We start from the raw sequence: 18,811 nt of genomic DNA, 5'->3' as shown, positions 1-18,811 counted from the left end.
ACAATTTCTTTCCCCCGCGGCGTATCAAGGATAACCATTCCCACCATGAAACCCACCGTCGTCATCGCCAGCGCCACCCTTGTGGTCGCGGCCGGCCTCGCCGTGTTCATTTCCCTGCCCGATCGCGGCGGGGAGGAAAACGGCCTGCTGCCCGAGGAACTCACCGCCTCGAAACTCACCCAGCGCCACGGCGGCGACGCGGCCACCGATGACAAGCGCGCGCCCGTCATGGGCCGGCGCCCGACTCCCGGCGTTCCCCTGAGCGCGGAAGCGGTCGCCAAGATGGAGGACTCCATGTCGCCCGAGCTGCGGGCCGCCTACATGGAAGGCCGGGCCAAGAACCATCCGACTCCCGAGCAGACCGAGCGCGCCAACCGCCAGGTCGCCGCCGCCAAGGACATGGCCAAGGTGCGGGAAAAGCTCGCCGCCGCCGTCCAGAGCGACCCCGACGGCTGGGTCGATACCTACAACTCGGTCATGCAACAGCACCGCGACACCTTCGGCAGCCCGGTGGGCGGCATGTTCGGCGGCGGGGGCGGCACCACCGACCCCGGCACCACCCCGACCGATCCCGGTGGCGACGACTCCGGCGACGGCGGTGAGGTGGTCGACAATCCCGGCCTCCCGCCCGGCGTGTCGCCGGACTGGGTCAAGGAATACACCAAGGACTTCGACCTCGAGGAAGCCGTCCGGCTCAAGGATTACTACCACAGCGTCGTCGATAACAACCTGCCGCCGATGGGTTCGCTCAAGCCCGTCCGCTGAAGTCCTGCAGCGCCAGGCGGATGCCCTCGGCCTTGTGCAGCGTCTCCTCGAACTCCTTTTCCGGGTCCGAGTCGGCCACGATTCCTGCTCCGGCGTGGAAATGCAGCCGGTTTCCCTCGCGGACCATGGTCCGGATGGCGATGTTGAAGCGGCTCTCGCCGTGGTAGCCGAAGCAGCCGATGGCCCCGCAGTAGATGCCCCGCGGTGCCTGCTCGAGTTCGGAAATGATCTCCATCGCCCGCCGTTTCGGCGCCCCCGTGATGCTCCCGCCCGGGAAGCACGAGGCCACCGCCGACACCGCGGAAACGCCCTCCCGCAAGCGCCCGCGGACCACCGAAACCAGATGGTGGACCTGCGCCAGCGTCTCCAGGCGCAGCATTTCCTCCACCTCCACGCTGCCGAATTCGCAGATCCGCCCCAGATCGTTGCGCAGCAGGTCGGTGATCATCACCAGCTCGGCGATCTCCTTCGGTGAAGTCTGCAGCTCGTAGGCCGAGCGCCGGTCCGCCGCGGGCTCCGCGAACCGCGGGCGGGTGCCCTTGATCGGGCGCGTCTCGATGCCGCGGCCGGAAATCCGCAGGAAAGTCTCCGGCGAGGACGAAAGCACTTCCGTTCCATCCAGCGAGAGCCACGCCGCCATCGGTGCCGGGGAAACCGCGCGCAACCGTTCATAGAGGCTGAACAACGATGCTCCTCGTACTTCCGCCGCGAAGCCCTGCGCCAGGTTCACCTGGTAGATATCGCCCGCCGCGATCCACTCGCGGATCCGCGCCACCGAATCGACGAAGCGCCGGCGCGTCCACTGCGCCTCGACCGGACCGATCCACGGCCGCTCGAGCGGCGGGTGGGTCCGCATTTCTCCGGCCAGCCCCCCCACGTCCGCCCAGCCGCCGGCCTCGGTGTGGACCAGCATCCGCGGATAGTCGCCGAACACGAACCCGCCTTCGTAGCCGATCCATCCGCACAGCCCGCCGGTGGGGAAACCGAGATCCGTCGCCGGCCGGCCGCCCCGCGCGGCGATCCGGGCCTCCAGCCGCGCGCGGTCGTTTTCGTCGAAAATCGAGCCCTTCAGCACCTCCACCGGCCCGGCCGCGATGATCGATGCGGGCGAAGCCTCGTCCGCCGGCAGGTTTCCCGCCGAATCCAGAAACACCAGGCCCGGCAGGTGGCGCAGCTGGCCCGCCACCTCCAACGGCGACATCCCGTCGAGGTCGGGGCGCGGCTGCACCTCGGTCGAACTCACGCCGCACCCCTAGCGCCCAAGTTCCAAGTTTCAAGCCTGCCCTGCCGATGCCTTGGCGAAGGAGGACGCCAAGTTCCAGACTCCCCGCCCTTCAGTCTTCAATCTTCAATCTCCAATCTTCAATCTTCAATCTTCAATCTGAGATCTGAGATCTGAGATCTCGCTCCAACTTCGCACTTTGAACTTCCGGCGGCACTCCCTAGGTTTCGCCGCATGGCTGAAGCCGTCCATGCCCGTTCCGGTCTCCTGTTCCAGCTTTCCTGCTGGGTGCTGGGGATGGTGGCTTTCATCCAGCTGCTGATCGGCGGCGTGGCCCTCGCCCTGCGCGTCGAGAGCGCGCGCGAGGTGCGGGTGGAGGAAAAAATCGTCACCAAGCTGGTCAACATCGCACCCCAGGTGCCGGCGCAGCCAGCCAAGCCGATCGTCGCCCTGCCGCCCGCGCCCGAGCCGATTCCCTACGACCAGAACCTGCCCGCTCCGCGGCCGTTCCAGGCCCCTCCGATCGCCGATCCGGTGGTCGAGCGACTCGTCAACGAAGCCCGTGAAGCCCGCGTGGCGGAGGACATGGGCTCCGCGATCCCCAAGCTTGAGGAAGCCATCGCCCGCAGTCCGGAAGAGCCCAACGCCTTGTATGAGCTGGGGCTCGTTTACGAGACGATGGCAGGCTTTGACACCAGCCTTGCCGCCAAGGCCGCCGATGCCTTTGCAAAGGTCCGGAGTCTCGGGGCCACCGGCGCCGGGGCGCTCTATCAGCTGGCCTCCAAAAAACTCACCGAAGGCATCGCCCTGCCCAAGGACATGCGCGGCAAGCTGTCGCTCGGTCGGGTCATCATCTTTCCCGACAACACCTACCACCACGGCGAACGCGTCATCCTGACGATCCCCGTCTCCGCCGCACCCGGTTCCGAGCCGTCGGCCAACGACTTTTTTGTCCAGGTGAACCTCTACGACCAGGATCCGCAGGGCAACATCCTGCCCATGAGCACCGGCTCGCAGACCGAGTTCGACTGGGTCAGCGGCGCGATCGACTGGGTGGGTGGCCAGGAAATGCTGCGCGTCACCTACACCATCCCCGAGGCCACCGGCAGCGACCTCCAGCTCTTCGGCCGGCGGAAGTACTACGGCCAGACCGTGGAGCTTTTCTACCGCAACGAACTCATCGATGCCCAAGCCAACCCGCGCCACCTGGCCTCCGAGGCCAACGTCCGACAGCAAACCTCCGGCAACCCCGACCCCCTGTTCCTGAACGAGGGCGACATGCCGGCCTTCGATCCCAACATGCCGCTGCTGCCCACCCTCGAAAACGAAATCCCGGTGGAGGAGCCGCTCGATCTGCCCCCTCTCGACGACCACTGAGTGAGTCCCATGGAACACCGCCAGCTGGGCGACTACCGCCTGCTTGAAGAGCTCGCCACCCACCCCGCCCAGACCACCTGGTTGGCGGAACAGACCTCGATCGGCCGCAAGGTCATCATCATCGAGCTCACCGATCTTTCCTGCCGTGAGGAATTCCTCGCCCACGTCCGCGCCAAGGCCGCCGTGGCCCACCCGCTCATCGGCTCCGTCTACGAGGCGGTGAGCGATGACGAACACTGTTTCGTGGCCCTCGAGCACCTGCCCGGCGCCAGCCTGGAAGTCCACCTGCGCGACCACATCAAGCTGCCCCCCGTGCGCCTCGCCCACGCCCTGCGCCGTACCGCCGAGGCCATGGGCATGATGCAGGGCCGCGCCACCGAGCCGCTCACCCCGGCCGCCATCCACATCGATGGCAAAGGCTCCGTGCGCCTCGAAAACCTCGCCTGCGACGGTGAGGCGGATCCCGACCGCGAACGCATCGACGTCGCCCGCCTCGGCGACTCGCTGGCACCGCTCGTCGCCACCCACCAATCGGGCTCCGGGCGGGTCCACACCGTGCTCGCCTGGATGCGCGGCGAGGGGCTCGAAGAGCCGCTGCAGTGGGATCAAGTCCGGGTTTACAGCGAGCAGGTGGAAAGCCAGCTCCTCGAAGGCCCCACGCCCACTCAGGGTCCGCGCACCCGCCCGATCCGGCCGCGGAAATCGCTGCTGCCCGTCGTCATCGGCGGCCTGGTCGCCGTGGTCGGTCTCGGGCTCGCCGGCCTGCTGATGCACCGGGAAAAAAAGGTCCCGCCCCCGCCCGCGGAGGCCGCCCTGCCCGCGCCCGTCCGGGTGCCGACGGGCGAACACGTCACGCCAGATGGCGAACGCGTCCAACTGCCCGCCTACGACCTCGGCTGCGGCGAGGTGACCATCGGTGAGTACGCCCGTTTCCTCGATGTCCTCGCGCAGCTGCCCGCCGAGGACCGCGATGTCTTCGACCACCAGGGCCAGCCCGAGGAAAAACCGGACCACCGCCCCGGCGACTGGTCCGCGATGCTCGCCGCCGCCCGCGAGCAGGGCAGCTGGAACGGCCTCGCCATGGCGCTCAACTGCCCGGTGGTGAACGTCGATTGGTGGGACGCCTGCGCCTACTGCCGCTGGGCCGGCGGTCGTCTGCCGACGCAGGAAGAATGGTTCGCCGCCATCGACCAGCCGTCCACCCTGCTTCCCAGCCCGTGGGGACCCGTCACGGAAACCAGTGCCCGCGACATTTCCAAGGAAGGCTTCCGCGGCATGGCCGGCTCGGTCAGCGAGTGGACGCTGGCACCCGCCCTCAATCCCGCCAACCCCGCCGCCGCGCCCGCCCACGTCATCGTCGGCGGCTCCTACCTCCACGCCGGCACCGGTGCGTGGAACCGCGACTGGACCGATGACCTGCTCCAGCGCCGCGAGGACCTCGGTTTCCGCCTCCTGACCCCGATCGACGAACCATGAGCGAGCTGATCGAACTCAAGTGCTCCAACTGCGGCTCGGTGCTCGATCCCGCAGATATCTCGCCGCAGATCGCCGCCGCGCGCTGCCGCCACTGCCATTCGCTCTTCGCGCTGCCCGCCACCACCAGCCAGCCGATCCCGCGCGGGCAGGTGGAAATGCCGGCCCGCTTCACGATGGACGAGGAAGGCGGCCAGCTCGTCCTGCGCCGCCGGTGGTTCGACCCCAGCGCGTGGTTTCTGGTGTTCTTCGCCATCGTCTGGAACGGCTTCCTGGTCGTGTGGCACACCATCGCGCTCAGCCAGGGCATGTGGTTCATGTCGGCCTTCGCCCTCATCCACACCGCCATCGGGATCGGCATCCTCTACTTCCTCGCCGCCACCTTTTTCAACACCACCACCCTCCGCGCCGGAAACGGCGAGCTCGAGGTCATCCACAGCCCGGTGCCGTGGAAGGGCAACCAACGCCTCGACGCCCAGCGCCTCGAGCAGTTGTTCTGCCGCCAGACCGTCAAGCACGGCAAAAACGGCGCCAGCACCACCTACGAGGTCGAGGCGATCTTCGACGGCAACCACCGCCGCACCCTGCTGAAAGGCCTCAAGCAGGCCGACCAGGCCATCTTCATCGAGCAGCAGATCGAAAAGCACCTCCACATCACCGACCGCCGCGTCGAGGGGGATTTCATCGGGTGAAACTTGCTCCCGACGAAAGATTCGGATAATCAGCAAACATGAAGTGTCGTCTCCCGTGGAAGGCCGCGGCATGGGCGGTGGTTCCGGTGCTGGTCGCCGGCCTGATCGTTTCGCTGGTCTGGATGCACGATCCCGCCTGCCGGCAAGTCGCTGAGGATGGCCGGCTGGTCTTTTCCGCGAAGCGCCCGCCCCTTTCAAAGGATGATGGCGGCTTCGCGATCGGAGCCCAGCGGCCCATGACCTCGTGGAAGCTGGCGGGTTGGTTCCATGCCCGCTTCGAAGACTTGATGTCATGGGACCTCAACCCGTGGCGCCGCCAGCGCCGCAGCTTCGGAGCCCACTTCTGGGATCTTTGTAAATCTGACGATCCCGCTGATCAGGCGATGGCCGCTGAACTCCGGGAACGGGCCCAGGAATGGTACCGGCAGATGCTCGAGCGCTACCCGGAATTTGCCATCGAACTCCGTGACGTGCCGCCGGAGCAGAATGGTTTTTTAAAAATGCTCGAACTCGCCGAGCGGCTCGAAGCCGAGGGAACCGGAAGTTTCCAGCCGGATCTGCCACTGTCCCCCACCCTCCGCGATCATTTCGATGATGGTGGGAAATGGAACCCTGCCGAGGCCCGTCAGTGGCTCGCCGAGCATGCCGACCTGATGGAGGAAATCCGCGCGATTGGGCTGCTGCCGGATCAATCGGTCACCGGCATCGACCTGGCACGTTGGTTCGTCATCTCCAGCAAGGTCTACCGCTCCGCCGCTCAGGCGCTGCTGGCAGAGGCCCACCTGGCGGCCGACGAGGGGCGGACGGCCGACGCCATGCAATCGGTGCAGGCCGCCCGTGGCCTGGCCCATCACCTCGGAGACATTGAATCACCGACCCTGCTGAACGAGACCGTCAACATCCTGCTCATCCGTACCGTGGCGGGTTATACGATGGACCAGATCCTGCCCGCCCTTCCGGCCGGCGAAATCGATCCGGTGACTTGGGAGCAGGTGGTCGATCCGCCCGTTTCCCCGCCGTCCCATTTCGCCGAACTCATGAAGGCCGAGTGGCGGATCAGCAGCCAGGCCTTGCTGTTGCCGATGCTGGCCGACACCACGGATCCCTATTATCCGCCGGATGTCGCCGACCTGCTCGACACCCATGCCTTGCTCAACCTCCGCCTCGCCGAGCGCTTTTCATCGGACAAGGTCTCGGACTGGGCGCAACTTGGTGACACCTCCAACGGAGAACCCGATCTCTCGCACCTCTCAAGCACGAGCAGGGAGGCGGTCGGGACGTTCTTCATCGGAGCCAACGCCTGGTGCCGCGGCCTGCGGCGGGCGGTGGCCGAGGATGCCATGCAGCGGGCCGCCTACTCATTGATGAAGGGCGAGCCGGTTCCCTACGATCCCTTCTTCGGGCAGCCCTACCGCTGGAATCCGGAAACCCGGGAACTCCGCGCGCCGGACACGCCGGAGTTTTCGGAGTTCGATCTGCGGCCGATCGTCGTGCCGCGGCCTTGAACGAAATGGCTGACGGGTTTCAGCGGCATTGAGCGCCATAAGGACTTGGAAGTGCGGACCCGGATCTGCGGATGCTGCCGCGCTCCGGCGCCCAACCCATGATCTACCCGAACGCTCGCGTCGTCCTGCTTTTCGCCGGACTGACGATCACCCCCGTACCGGCGGATGTCCGGATCTCCGAGTTCCTCGCCGCGAATGACTCGATCGTCGTGCCCGGCCAGGCCGACGCGGGATTCCACGACTGGATCGAGTTGGAAAACACGGGCCCGGCCGCCGTCGACCTCGCCGGATGGCACCTCACGGACAGGGCTGACTCGCCGACCAAGTGGACCTTTTCCGCAGGCTCCGTCATCGCCGCCGGCGGGTTCCTGGTGGTGCTGGCGGACGGCAGCGGCGTGCCGGAAACCGACGGCCTGCCGCGCACCAACTTCGCCCTCGGCGCCAGCGGCGAATACGTGGCGCTGAGTGATCCCTCGGCGGCCGTGGTCAGCGAGTTCGGCCCGGCGGGAACCGACTACCCGCCGCAGGTGGCGGACGTGTCATACGGCCTGGATCCCACCAGCGGCGCGGCCGTGTTTTTCGGCACGCCGACTCCCGGCGCGGCCAACTCCTCGGACATCCGGCTCGTCGGTGCCGTCGGGTTCTCGCACCAGCGGGGATTCTTCACCTCGCCCTTCCAAGTCGTGTTGGAAACGCCGGACCCGGGCGCGCAGATCCGCTACACGCTCGATGGCCGCCCGCCGATCGATGCCGCCGGCACGCCGGTGGCGGGATCGATCGCCTACAGCGGCCCGATCCCCATCGCGAGCACCTCCGTCCTGCGCGCCGCGGCGATCCGCGAGGGGGCGACGCCCTCGGCGGTGGCGACCCAGACTTACGTTTTCCCCGCCGCGGTCGCCAGCCAGGTCCGGCCGACAGGTTATCCGACCACATGGGGCGAGGAGAGCCACGCCGACTACGCGGTCGATCCCGACATCTCGCAGAGCGCCACCGACGGCCAGCGTTTCCTCGCCGGGCTGCGCGACCTGCCGACGATCTCGGTCTGCGCCGACATGGAGGACCTTTTCGGCAGCACGGGACTGTATGCGGACCCGCTCGGCGACCAGGAAAAGGCGGTCTCGGCCGAGTATTTCGAGCCGCTGGAGAGCGGTGACGGCGCCAACGGGCCGGTCGCCTTCCAGATCAACTGCGGCCTGCGGATGCAAGGCGGCGCGAGCCGCGAGCCGGGGAAGGCGATCAAGCACTCGTTCAGCCTGCGGTTCCGCGCGGAATACGGTCCGGGCCGCCTCCGGGCCGACCTTTTCCCGCCGCCGGCGGCCGGATCGTTCGACTCGCTCCACCTGCGCGCCAACTACAACAACTCCTGGATCCATCCCGACGCCAACCAGCGCCAGCGTGCCAACCAGTTCACCGACCAGTGGATGCGCGACTCGTTCATCGCCATGGGCCACGCCGACGGCTGCGCGGGCCGCTACGTCCACCTGTTTCTGAACGGTCTCTACTGGGGCGTCTACAATCTCCACGAACGCGTCGATGCCGACCACTACGCCGACTATAGTAACTACAACTCGGAAGATGTGACGAGCTACCACCCGGGCAACCACAGCGCCGCCGAGCAGGCCAGCTTCGAGGCGATGAAGGCCGCGGTCGCGGGCGGAGATTGGGAGGAAATCCAGGCCCGCCTTGACGTCGACAGCTACATCGATTTCTACATCGCCCAGCATTTCGGTCACAACGACGACCTCAAGCCCACGGACAACTGGCGCGCGGCGGGCGGCGGGCCGGCGCAGGCCCCGTGGCGATTCTACCTGTGGGACAGCGAGCGCTGCCTGGAGGACCCGGGCGACACCGGCTCGCTGGCCGTTTCCCAGGACGGCGCCGGGCTCTTCGACGAGCTTTCGGAGCTGCCCGGGTTCCGCCTCCGTTTCGCCGACCGCGCCTACCGGCACCTGCACCACGACGGCGCGCTGACCAACCCGCGCAACCGTCTGAAGGTGCTCGATCGGGTGGACGAGCTGGACCGGGCGATCGTCGGCGAGTCGGCCCGCTGGGGCGACGACCGCAGCGGCGGCGACGGCCCGGACGGCGACTTCACGCGCGCCGACAACTGGCTGCCGGCGATCTTCGGTCCGCTCGATACCGAACCGCACCACGGCCTGCTCGGAGCCGGCGGCTGGTTTCCGGAAACGGGCGAGAATCGCACGGAGATCCTGATCGCCGCGTGGAAAAACCACACTTGGCCCGGCAGCTCGGAGACCTACCTGCCGGCGGTCGATCCTCCGCAGTTCTTCGTCGATGGCCTGCCGCAGCACGGCGGACGGCTGCCTGCCGGCTCCGCGCTCACCGCAGCGGGGAGCACCGCCCGCCGGATCTACCTCACCACCGACGGCAGCGACCCGCGGGCCCCGGATGGCACGCTCCAGCCGGGGCTCACCCCCTACAATGGCACACCGATCACGCCGCAGCGCGAGGGCATCGTGAAGGCCCGCTGGTTCACCGGCGCGCAGTGGTCTGCCCTGAACGAAGCCCGCTTTGCCACCGATCGACTCGCCGGGCCGGGCGATTTGGTCGTTTCCGAGATCTCCTACCATCCCGCGGATCCCGATGGTGCGGAAATCCTCGCCGCCTCCGGGCTGCCGGGCGCGCCGAACCTGTCGGACGACGACTTCGAATTCATCGAGGTGCTCAATGTCGGCGGCGACAGCGTCAACCTCGACGGCTGCCGCTTCGCCGACGGGATTGACTTCGTGTTTCCTCCCTACACGTTGGCGCCGGGCGAGCGGGTCGTCGTGGCCGAGGATCTGCGGATGCTTCCCCTGCGTTTCCCCGCCAGCATCCCCCCGGCCGGGCAGTGGTCCGGCGCTCTGGACAACGGTGGGGAGGCCATCACGCTCGTCGATGCCGATGGGAACCTCATCGACGACTTCCGCTATGACGACGAAGCGCCGTGGCCGACGGAGCCGGACGGCGGAGGTCCCAGCCTGAACCGCCTCGGGATCGGCTCCGATGGCCATCTGGCGATTTCCTGGCTCGCCGACGCCGCTTCCCCCGGATCCGGTTGGGTGCAAGACCGCTTCGCCAGCTGGTCGCAGCGCTTCGGCCTGAGCGGCCCGGACGACGACTCGGATGGCGACGGCATCCCGGCCCTCGTCGAGTACGGCCTGCTGCTCGACCCCGCCGCACCCGATCCCGCTCCTACATTTCTAGTAGAAAACCGGTCGTTCACGATCTTCCGCGACCCGGGACGGAGCGACGTGGCCGTGACGATCCTCGGCAGTGAAAACCTTGAAACCTGGGAGCCCGCAGGGAACGCGGTGACCCCGCTTCAGCCGAACCTCGAGAGGGTGCAGGCGATCGCCCCCGAAAGCGCCGACCGATATTTCTTCCGGGCGCAGGTGCAGGAAACGCCCTGAGCGGAAGGGCATCGGACATCGACGCCCCAACAACATCATCAGGTTCCGGGCACCCCGGCATTCTTCGGAGTGGCTTGCAATCCGATCGTGGTCCCGCGACCGTGAGTGCTGGCAGGATTGCCCGCTCTCCTCAGACGTAGTGCAGCTTCTCCGCCACGGCCTCGATCTGCGGGCTGTGGTCGATGAGCTCCTGGATCGGGTCCCAGCGGCCGGAAACGAGGGCGTCGCGGGCGGATTCAGGGATGCTCAGGGCGAACTCGTGGCCGGCCGACGAGCGGACCTGCTTGGCCTCGAGGTCGATGGTGATTTCAGTGGCCGGATCCGCCTCGACCGCGGCGCGGAGCTGGGCGATGGCGTCGTGCGGGAGCGTCACGCAGGGCATGCCTAGGGTGGTCGAGTTGCCGAAGAAGATTTCGGCGAAGGACTCGGCGATGACCGCCTTGAAGCCGTACTTGCTGAGCGACTGCGGGGCGTGCTCGCGCGAGGAGCCGCAGCCGAAGTTGACGCCGGCCAGCAGGATCGTGGCACCGTCGAAGCGCGGGTCGTTCAGCGGGTGGCTGGTTTTTTCCCCGGTGGTGGGGTCGAAGCGGACGTCGTAGAACGCGAACTCGCCGAGGCCGTCGAAGGTCACGCATTTCATGAAACGCGCGGGGATGATGCGGTCGGTATCGATGTCGGCGCCGGGGACGAAAACGCCGCGGCCGGCCACTTGGGTGATCTTGTCGAGTGCCATGGTTCGGTCGAGTGGGAGAGTTATTCGGTCACGCGGGTCACCTTGTAACCCTGCTTGGTGAGGTAACCGCCGATGTTGTTTTTGCCCAGAAAGTGGGCGGTGCCGGCGGCGAAGAAGTGGGACTGATCGGGCTCCGTCTGGAGCGCGCTGATGATGGTCGCGGCCATCTTGGCGTTGCGGTCGTCGAGCATGCGCTTCATGAGCTTCTTGCCCAGCTCGGCGTGCTCGCCTTCGATCATTTCCTGGTAGTAGCGGTTCATCCAGTCGAGCACCGCCTGGTCGTCGCCGGAAACGTAGGCGGCGATGAGTTCGTCGTTGAGGTCCTCGTCCTTGTCGCGCGCCTCGCGGAGCTGGCGGAGGGTTTCGGAAAGCATGATGACCTGCTCGTCCTCGGTCAGGTCGTCGAAGATGTCGAACTGGTCCTCGGGCTTCTCCAGCGCCCGGGTGGCGATGCCGGCGTCCTCGGCCTTTTTCCAAACGATCATGTCGAGCGGCGGGGCGCCCTCGAGCTGGAGTTTCAGGGTCGGCAGCATGATCGCCACCGCCCAGGTCTTGAAGCTCTGCAGTACCGCCGAGTTGAGGGCGGGCATGATCTTCTTCAGCTCGGCTTCGAGCTGTTCGGTCATCTCCTCGCCGATCGAGTCGGAGAGCTTCCGGCCATCCGTACGGATGAAATGCTTGGCCAGTCCGAGCTGGGTGACCGGGTCCATTTCCAGCTCGGTGTAGAGCGCGTCGGAGCTTTCCAGCGCCTTTTCCGCAGCCGGGTGGAGCGTCCCGACCGGGCCGGTCCCGAGGTGGATCGTGCCGAAGAGCCACGACGGCTTGGCGAGCTTGCCGCCCTCGACCCTCCACAGCATCGGCTTGGCCGGGTGCTCGGGGGCCTCGTCCGCGCTCCATGCGGGCGCGGTCAGGCCCGCGATGGCGAGCCCGGCGAGGCAAAGTCGGAGCAGGCGCTTCATTTCCGTGGGAAAACTCAGGCGGCGGCGGTGGCGATCTCGAACACCTCGCGGGCGTCGGCCACCGATCCGCTCACGGCGGCAGCGGCGACCATCACGGGCGACATCAGGATCGTGCGGCCGGTCGGCGAGCCTTGGCGGCCCTTGAAGTTGCGGTTCGAGGACGAGGCGCAGATTTGATCGCCGACGAGCTTGTCGGGGTTCATCGCCAGGCACATCGAGCACCCGGCACCGCGCCATTCGAAGCCGGCTTCCTCGAAGATCTTGTCGAGGCCTTCCTGCTCGCACTGGATCGCGACGATCTGCGAGCCGGGTACGGCGATCGCCTGCACGCCGGCAGCGACCTTGCGGCCCTTGAGGAACTTCGCCGCTTCGCGGAAATCGGAGAGGCGGCCGTTGGTGCACGAGCCGATGAAGGCGACGTCGATCTTCACGCCCTTGATCGGCGTGCCGGCCGGCAGCTTCATGTAGGCGAGGGCTTCCTCGATGGTCGCCTTTTCATCGGGCGAGGTGGCGGAGGCGGGATCCGGGATGCTTTCGGAAACGGCGATCCCGTGATCGGGCGAGATGCCCCAGGTCACGGTCGGCTCGATCTCCGCGGCGTCGATTTTCACCACGTCGTCGTAGTGCGCGTCGGCATCGGAGGCGAACGACAGCCACTTGGCGGCGGTGGCCTCGAAGTCGCTCATGTCGACATACGGGCGGCCCTTGAGATACTCGACGGTCTTGTGGTCGGGATTGACGTAGCCGCAGCGCGCGCCGCCTTCGATGGCCATGTTGCAGACGGTCATCCGCTCTTCCATGGTCATGGCGTCGAAGACCTCGCCGGCGTATTCGTAGGCGAAGCCGATGCCGCCCTTGGCACCGAGCTTGCGGATGATGTGCAGCGTCACGTCCTTGGCGTAAACGCCCGGACGGAGGCGGCCGTTGACCTCGATGCGGCGGACCTTGAGCGGCTCCATCGCCATCGTTTGGGTCGCCAACACGTCGCGCACCTGGGTGGTGCCGATCCCGAAAGCGATCGCGCCGAACGCGCCGTGGGTGGCGGTGTGCGAGTCACCGCAGGCGATCGTGGTGCCCGGCTGGGTGATGCCTTGCTCGGGTCCGACGACGTGAACGATGCCTTGTTTTCCAGAGGCGAGGTCGAAGTAGGTCACGCCGAAATCGTCGGCGTTCTGCCGCAGCGCCTGCATCATTTCCGCGGCCAGCGGGTCGGCCGGCGCGTCCTGGTTGATGGTCGGCACGATGTGGTCGATCGTCGCGAAGGTGCGGCCCGGGTATTTCACCGTGAGGCCGAGATCGCGGAGCATGCCGAAGGCTTGCGGAGAGGTGACTTCGTGGATGAGGTGGGTGCCGATGAACAGCTGCGTCCGGCCGTCGGCCAGCGTGCCCACCTTGTGGGCCTCCCAGACTTTCTCGTAGAGACTTTTGCCCATGATTTGCGTCGCCCGGTGTCGCCGGGGGCAGGGAAATTGGGTCAGCGCCCCGGGAATGTCAAAGCGGGATGTCGCGGGCTTTCCGCGAGCGGAAAAACCCGGCTCGAACCGTCTTTCCCGCCTCTCCGATCAGCCAGCCGGCTGGGCCGCGCGCTGGACGGCGGCAGCGATTTCCTCCGGCGGCGCGGCCTTGCTGAAAAAACTCACGCCGGCCGGCAGCAGGCGCCGGACCTCGCTCTCGTCGCGCATGGAAAGCACCAGGATGGGCGTGTCGCAGCCGCGCTCGCGCAGCTCGCGGGCGACATCGATCCCCGACATGTCGGGCAGCCGGATGTCGAGCAGGATGAGGTCGAACTCCTGTTCCTCCACCCGCGCGAGCGCGTCCGCTCCGCGATCGGCCTCGGCGGCGATCTCGACGTTGCCGGTGCTGGCCAGCAGCATGCCCAAGGCCATCCGAAACAGCGGATGGTCCTCAACGAAGAGGACGCGCAGGGATGGCTGAGGCGGGGTCATGATTCGGAAACGGGGGCCCAGAAGCTCACTTCGCAGCCGTTTCCCGGTGCGGAGCGGATCGTCATGTCGCCACCGAACTGCCGGATGCGCTCGCGCACCAGCTTGATTCCGACGTGACCGCCGTTTGGCCCCGGATGACCGGTCATTTCCTCGAGGGCCTCGCTGTCGAAACCGCATCCGCCGTCCGCCACCTCCACGTGGATCTGCTGGTTCCGACGGGCGAGCCGCAGGTGGGCGGCTTCGGTGCCGGCGTGCTTGGCCACGTTGAAAAGCAGCTCGCGCGTCGAGCTGTAGACGAACACGCGGACATTTTCCTCGATCGGGTCCAGCGCCCCGCCAATCTCGACCTCCACGTCGAGGTTGAAGCGCTTTTTCATCTGCTCGGCGAGGTGCTTGAGGGCGGGCTCCAGCCCCAGTTCGTAAAGCACGGCCGGGCTGAGGTCGAAGATCAGCGAGCGGGTGGCGGCCAGCGCTTTGGAGGTCCAGTCCTCGGCCTGGCGGAGGGGTTTCAGCACGCGATCGTCGTCGGTCACCGCCATGGTCGAGGCCAGCCCCAGCCGCGCGGCGGCGAGGAGCTGCTGGACGTCGTCGTGCAGCCCCTCGGCGATCCGGCGCCGCTCGTGCTGCTCGGCGGAAGCCGCCATGTGGTGGAGGCGGCGGATTTCCTGCTGCGATCGATCCAGCTGTTCGGTGCGTTCGCGGACGCGCTCATCGAGGCGCTGCCGCTCCTCCTCCAGAGCCAGCTCGGCTTCACGCTGCTCGGTGATGTCGGTATTGGTGCCGAACCAGGAAACGACCTGTCCGGAGGCGTCGCGGATGGCCATCGCGCGGGAGAGGAACCACCGGTATTCGCCCTCCGCCGAGCGCAGCGGGAAGGTATCCTCCCAGTCTTCGCCGGTTTCGATCGCCTTGCGGAACCGCGCCTCCACGCGGGCCACGTGGTCGGGATGATGCACGGCCTTCCAGCCCCAGCCCTCCATTTCCTCAAGCCTGGTGCCGGTGTAGTCGAACCAGCGCTTGTTATACCAGTGGATCGCCCCGGTGGCATCGGCGGTCCATGCGAACTGCGAGATGTTATCGGCCAGCAGGCGGAACTTTTGCTCGCTCTCCTCCAGGGCATGGCGGGCTGCGATCTGGCGGGTGATGTCCTGGGTGGTGCCGACCATGCGCACCGCCTTGCGCCCGTCGCCCTCGCCCTCGAAGACCGTCCGCCCCTCCGCCGCCACCCAGCGCTCGGAGCCATCGCCCCGCAAGACACGGTAGACCACGCTGTACTCGCCGCTGCCGTCGGGCCGCAGGGCTTCCGCCACGGTTTCCTCGACCATCGCCCGGTCCTCGGGATGCAGCTGCTTCACGAAATCCAGATAGCCGGTGGAGCGCCCGGGATCCCCCGTGAGGATCTCGTTGTTGCGCGGCGAGCTGCGGATTTCTCCGGTGCTCAGGTCATACTCGAAGGTTCCCAGCCGCGTGGCCTCGATCGCCACCCGCAGCCGGTCCTCGCTGCGCTCCAACTTGCCCTGGGTGCGCTTCATGCGGTCGATGCTCATCAGCGTGATCACCACCCCATCGACGCAGCCGTCGGCATTCTGATACGGCAGCAGTTGCAGGGAAAACCATCGGCCGTCCTGGGTCTGCACCTCCCCTTCGAAAGATTCATCGCTTTCAAGCACCCGCCCGGCCTCCGCCACCAGGTCCACGTCCTTCAGCACCGGAGCGAACATCGCCAGCTCCCGGCCGGCATCCGTGGGCCTCGTGTGAAGCAAGCGGTCCGCCGCCTCGGTGGTCCGGCGGATGCACAGCCCGCGGTCGAGGAACACCGTGGCAATCCGCGTGCTCGCCAGCAGGTTGGCCATGTCATCGCGCGAGCGCGAAACCTCGCCCATCTTGTCCTGAAGCTGCTGATTGATGGTGGTCAGCTCCTCGTTCACGCTCTGCAGCTCCTCCTTCGAGGTTTCCAGCTCCTCGTTGGTTGATTGCAGCTCTTCGTTCACGGAAACGACCTCCTCGTTGGAAGCGCGCAGCTCCTCGTTGGCGTTTTCGAGCTGCTGGATGGTCGAGTTCAGGTCATGGCGCGCGGCGGTCAGCTCCCTTTCGAGGCCGGAAATACGGGCCCTTGCCGCCTCGCCCGCCTGGAGATCGGGATCGCCCGCCACCTCGGAGATGCGCTCGGTGCACTCGAACACGCAGGCGTAAAGCTCCGCCTCGCCATCCGCCGGGCGGGCCAGCATCCGCACCCGGAATTCACCTTCCGGCAGCTTCAGCCGGGCGGTGGTCTCCGACCGCGCGTCGCGGCCCTCGATCACGTGGTGCAGGATCATCCGCGCCTTGCCGCGCAAGCCCTCGCGGGCGAACTGGGCGATGTGGCGCTCCACCATCCCTTCGGCCAACTCCAGATAAGGCGCCGGATTTCCCATCACGTAGCGGATGCTCAGCTCGCGGTCGACCAACACCACGCACAGCCGGTCGTGCTCGATCAGCATGCGTTGCGCGGCCTCGGCCAGGACATCGGCCGGCAGGCGTTTCCGCTCCGGCGCGGGCGGGCTGAAATCCGCCCGGCCGCCGAGGAAAAGCGAGCGCGAAATCGAACGCATGGCCTGCCGCGGCACGTCCAGCCGGCGGTAGATCCGCAGCTTCTTGTCGATCGGTTTGAAAAGACCGCTGCGCTGAGCGATCGCCTCGGCCGGGCCGAGCACCAGATAGCCCTCCGGCCGCAGGGCGAAGTGGAACACCGCGGCAACCTGCTGCTGCACCTCCTGCTCCAGATAGATCATCAGGTTGCGGCAGCTGACCAGGTCGATGCGCGAATACGGCGGGTCTTCGAGCAGGTTGTGCCGGGCGAAGGTGACCCGCTCCCGGATCTCCTTCTTGAGCCGGTAACCGCCGCGTTCCGCAATGAACCATTTCCGCAGCCGCTCCGGCGACACCTCGGCCTCGATCGACCGCGGATACCAAGCCGCCCGCGCCTGCTTCAGCGCCGCCTCGTCCACATCGGTGGCGAACAGCTGCACCTTGCAGCCCCCGCTCCGCCTCTGCAGCTGCTCGTAAATCGTGATCGCCAGCGAGTAGGCCTCCTCGCCCGTCGCCACTCCGGGCACCCACACCCGCACCGGCGTGTCATCCTCCTTCTCGGCGCAGAGCGATGGCAGCAGCGTCTGCTCGATCGCCGCGAACACTCCACGGTCGCGGAAAAAATGGGTCACTGAGATCAGAAGATCCTTCCGCAGCGCCGTCACCTCGTCCGGATCCCGCTCCAGCAGCGCCCGATAATCGGAAATTTGATCCAGATGCTTAAGGTGCATTCGACGATGGATCCTGCGCCGCAGGGTCGGCTCCTTGTAGGGGCTGAAATCATAGCCCGTGTGGTCGCGCACCTTCTCCAGGATGTCCGCCAGCCGGTCGTCGTCGCCGGATTCGTTGGAAATGCCGCCCGCTTCGCCGCGGATGTAGCGGCGGATGAAGTCCGGCATTTCCCCGACCGGCATCACGGCATCGGCCTGGCGGGCATCGATCGCACTCCGCGGCATGCCCCCGGAGCCTGCTTCTTCCGGCGACTGCACCAGGATCACCCCCCCGGCCTCCCGGATCGCCTTCGCCCCCATGCTGCCGTCCGAGCCGCTGCCGGAGAGGATGCAGCCGATCGCCCGCGGGCCGTGGCATGCCGCCAGCGAGCGGAGGAAATGATCGCCCGCCATCCGCGGCCCGCGCGCCTCGGTGGGGGCGGTCACGTGCAACTCGTCGCCCCGGATTTCGAGATACTTCCCGGGTGGGATGACATGCACATGATCGACCCGCAGCCGGGTCATCCGATCCACTTCGGAAACGGGCAGCTCTGTCACCCGCTGGAGCAGGTCGGCGATGAGGCTCTCGTGCGTGGGATCCAAGTGCTGGATCACCACATACGCCACCCCGCCGTCTTTTTCGCAGCCGGAAAGGAAGCTCTTGAGCGCGTCCAATCCGCCTGCCGAGGCAGCAAGGGCGACCACATGAATCCCTTTATGTTTTCCCACCGATTCTTTGATCAATTCTTGAGCTGCATTAAGTCATTGCTCTCATAAGTGGATGCACGCGCATGTAAAGGCGCAAGGGTTCCGCCGGGGGCGGGCCACGACGGATTTTATCCGCAAAAGTTCAACCGCTTTTTCCCCCGCCCGCCGATCGGCCATGCGGCCGATCCTCCACGGCGGAATTGACAGGGCTCGCGCCGAATTCCTTGAATGGCAGACCGTGAGCAGTTTCGGGTTCCGACCGCACTTTTCCTACCTCCTCCCCGGCGCTCCGGCGGAGGAGCAGCAGCGCCTCTTCGACGCCCTGTGCGCGGCGGGCGGAAGCTTCGAGGTGAAGAGTTTTCCCGGCTTCCTCTGCCTGCGGATCCCGCCCTCCGACCGCCACTTCTGGTCGCCGCGGCTCCATCTTTCCTTCGAGGCCGGCGAGGCCGGCAAAACCTGCCTCGAAGGCATCTACGGCCCGAACGCCAATGTCTGGTCGCTGTTTCTCTACGGCTACCTCCTCGTCGGCAGCGCCGCGCTTTTCGGCGGCTCCTTCGGCTGGGCGCAGCACGCGCTCGGCAAGACGCCGTGGGGGCTGTGGATCTTCTGGGCCGCGCTGGCCATCGCCGCGGGGCTCTACGTGCTGGCGCAGTTCGGGCAAAAGATCGGCTCGCAGCAAACCTACCGGCTCCACCAACTGTTCGAGGCCGCGCTGGGCGATCGCATCGAGGTCCGATGAT

The 18,811-nt window shown here is 66.9% G+C and carries 13 protein-coding genes; 7 read left to right on the top strand and 6 right to left on the bottom strand.

The genetic code is table 11. The features are described 5' to 3' along the window. Window positions 1–45: 45 nt before the first annotated feature. Entirely contained in the window at window positions 46–765 is a 720-nt protein-coding gene (locus ABXH26_RS03735; protein WP_353565694.1) for a hypothetical protein, read from the top strand. On the opposite strand, the gene pabB is transcribed toward ABXH26_RS03735, so the two are convergent. Continuing rightward, window positions 749–2,008 carry an aminodeoxychorismate synthase component I gene (gene pabB / locus ABXH26_RS03730; RefSeq protein WP_353565693.1) on the bottom strand — a complete coding sequence of 420 codons (1,260 nt, stop codon included), beginning with the start codon at window positions 2,006–2,008 and terminating at the stop codon, window positions 749–751. The genes ABXH26_RS03735 and pabB overlap by 17 nt on opposite strands. 213 nt (window positions 2,009–2,221) lie before the next feature. Here pabB and ABXH26_RS03725 point away from each other — a divergent pair, with 213 nt between their 5' ends. The 5 genes from ABXH26_RS03725 to ABXH26_RS03705 all read left to right on the top strand — a co-directional run bounded on the left by ABXH26_RS03725 (window position 2,222) and on the right by ABXH26_RS03705 (window position 10,447). Then, a complete protein-coding gene (locus ABXH26_RS03725) occupies window positions 2,222–3,364 on the top strand; it encodes a hypothetical protein (protein WP_353565692.1) in 1,143 nt (380 codons plus the stop codon). 9 nt (window positions 3,365–3,373) lie between these two features. After that, the gene (locus tag ABXH26_RS03720; RefSeq protein ID WP_353565691.1) at window positions 3,374–4,840 is read left to right on the top strand and encodes an SUMF1/EgtB/PvdO family nonheme iron enzyme; all 1,467 of its coding nucleotides are present in this window, start codon (window positions 3,374–3,376) and stop codon (window positions 4,838–4,840) included. Continuing rightward, complete coding sequence (locus tag ABXH26_RS03715) at window positions 4,837–5,529, top strand: hypothetical protein (RefSeq protein ID WP_353565690.1); 693 nt, start codon at window positions 4,837–4,839, stop codon at window positions 5,527–5,529. The genes ABXH26_RS03720 and ABXH26_RS03715 overlap by 4 nt, the downstream gene beginning before the upstream one ends. A gap of 38 nt (window positions 5,530–5,567) precedes the next feature. Next, window positions 5,568–7,034 (top strand): hypothetical protein, encoded by a 1,467-nt coding sequence (locus ABXH26_RS03710; protein WP_353565689.1) that lies wholly within the window; start codon window positions 5,568–5,570, stop codon window positions 7,032–7,034. A gap of 71 nt (window positions 7,035–7,105) precedes the next feature. Then, window positions 7,106–10,447: a lamin tail domain-containing protein gene (locus ABXH26_RS03705; RefSeq protein WP_353565688.1), complete on the top strand. Its 3,342-nt coding sequence runs from the start codon at window positions 7,106–7,108 to the stop codon at window positions 10,445–10,447. A gap of 130 nt (window positions 10,448–10,577) precedes the next feature. Here ABXH26_RS03705 and leuD read toward each other — a convergent pair whose 3' ends face one another. The 5 genes from leuD to ABXH26_RS03680 form a co-directional block, all read right to left on the bottom strand. Continuing rightward, a complete protein-coding gene (leuD, locus tag ABXH26_RS03700; RefSeq protein ID WP_353565687.1) occupies window positions 10,578–11,180 on the bottom strand; it encodes a 3-isopropylmalate dehydratase small subunit in 603 nt (200 codons plus the stop codon). A gap of 20 nt (window positions 11,181–11,200) precedes the next feature. After that, window positions 11,201–12,139 (bottom strand): TraB/GumN family protein, encoded by a 939-nt coding sequence (locus ABXH26_RS03695; RefSeq protein WP_353565686.1) that lies wholly within the window; start codon window positions 12,137–12,139, stop codon window positions 11,201–11,203. Window positions 12,140–12,153: 14 nt separating this feature from the next. After that, the gene (gene leuC / locus ABXH26_RS03690; protein ID WP_353565685.1) at window positions 12,154–13,572 is read right to left on the bottom strand and encodes a 3-isopropylmalate dehydratase large subunit; all 1,419 of its coding nucleotides are present in this window, start codon (window positions 13,570–13,572) and stop codon (window positions 12,154–12,156) included. A 129-nt stretch (window positions 13,573–13,701) separates the two neighbouring features. Further along, a complete protein-coding gene (locus tag ABXH26_RS03685) occupies window positions 13,702–14,085 on the bottom strand; it encodes a response regulator (protein WP_353565684.1) in 384 nt (127 codons plus the stop codon). Then, entirely contained in the window at window positions 14,082–18,092 is a 4,011-nt protein-coding gene (locus tag ABXH26_RS03680) for a CheR family methyltransferase (RefSeq protein WP_353565683.1), read from the bottom strand. The genes ABXH26_RS03685 and ABXH26_RS03680 overlap by 4 nt, the downstream gene beginning before the upstream one ends. A gap of 217 nt (window positions 18,093–18,309) precedes the next feature. Here ABXH26_RS03680 and ABXH26_RS03675 point away from each other — a divergent pair, with 217 nt between their 5' ends. Beyond that, entirely contained in the window at window positions 18,310–18,810 is a 501-nt protein-coding gene (locus tag ABXH26_RS03675; RefSeq protein WP_353565682.1) for a hypothetical protein, read from the top strand. Window position 18,811 lies beyond the last annotated feature (1 nt).

The organism is Haloferula sargassicola, assembly GCF_040362925.1.
Lineage (GTDB): Bacteria > Verrucomicrobiota > Verrucomicrobiia > Verrucomicrobiales > Akkermansiaceae > Haloferula > Haloferula sargassicola.
The sequence above is the reverse complement of the archived record's forward strand: the minus strand, read 5'-3'. Positions and strand labels throughout refer to the sequence as shown.

Coding starts and splice junctions, on each gene's coding strand:
- ABXH26_RS03705 (WP_353565688.1), top strand. CDS start 7,106: ATGCTGCCGCGCTCCGGCGCCCAACCCATGATCTACCCGAACGCTCGC.
- ABXH26_RS03710 (WP_353565689.1), top strand. CDS start 5,568: ATGAAGTGTCGTCTCCCGTGGAAGGCCGCGGCATGGGCGGTGGTTCCG.
- ABXH26_RS03725 (WP_353565692.1), top strand. CDS start 2,222: ATGGCTGAAGCCGTCCATGCCCGTTCCGGTCTCCTGTTCCAGCTTTCC.
- ABXH26_RS03720 (WP_353565691.1), top strand. CDS start 3,374: ATGGAACACCGCCAGCTGGGCGACTACCGCCTGCTTGAAGAGCTCGCC.
- leuC (WP_353565685.1), bottom strand. CDS start 13,572: ATGGGCAAAAGTCTCTACGAGAAAGTCTGGGAGGCCCACAAGGTGGGC.
- ABXH26_RS03715 (WP_353565690.1), top strand. CDS start 4,837: ATGAGCGAGCTGATCGAACTCAAGTGCTCCAACTGCGGCTCGGTGCTC.
- ABXH26_RS03735 (WP_353565694.1), top strand. CDS start 46: ATGAAACCCACCGTCGTCATCGCCAGCGCCACCCTTGTGGTCGCGGCC.
- ABXH26_RS03685 (WP_353565684.1), bottom strand. CDS start 14,085: ATGACCCCGCCTCAGCCATCCCTGCGCGTCCTCTTCGTTGAGGACCAT.
- leuD (WP_353565687.1), bottom strand. CDS start 11,180: ATGGCACTCGACAAGATCACCCAAGTGGCCGGCCGCGGCGTTTTCGTC.
- ABXH26_RS03695 (WP_353565686.1), bottom strand. CDS start 12,139: ATGAAGCGCCTGCTCCGACTTTGCCTCGCCGGGCTCGCCATCGCGGGC.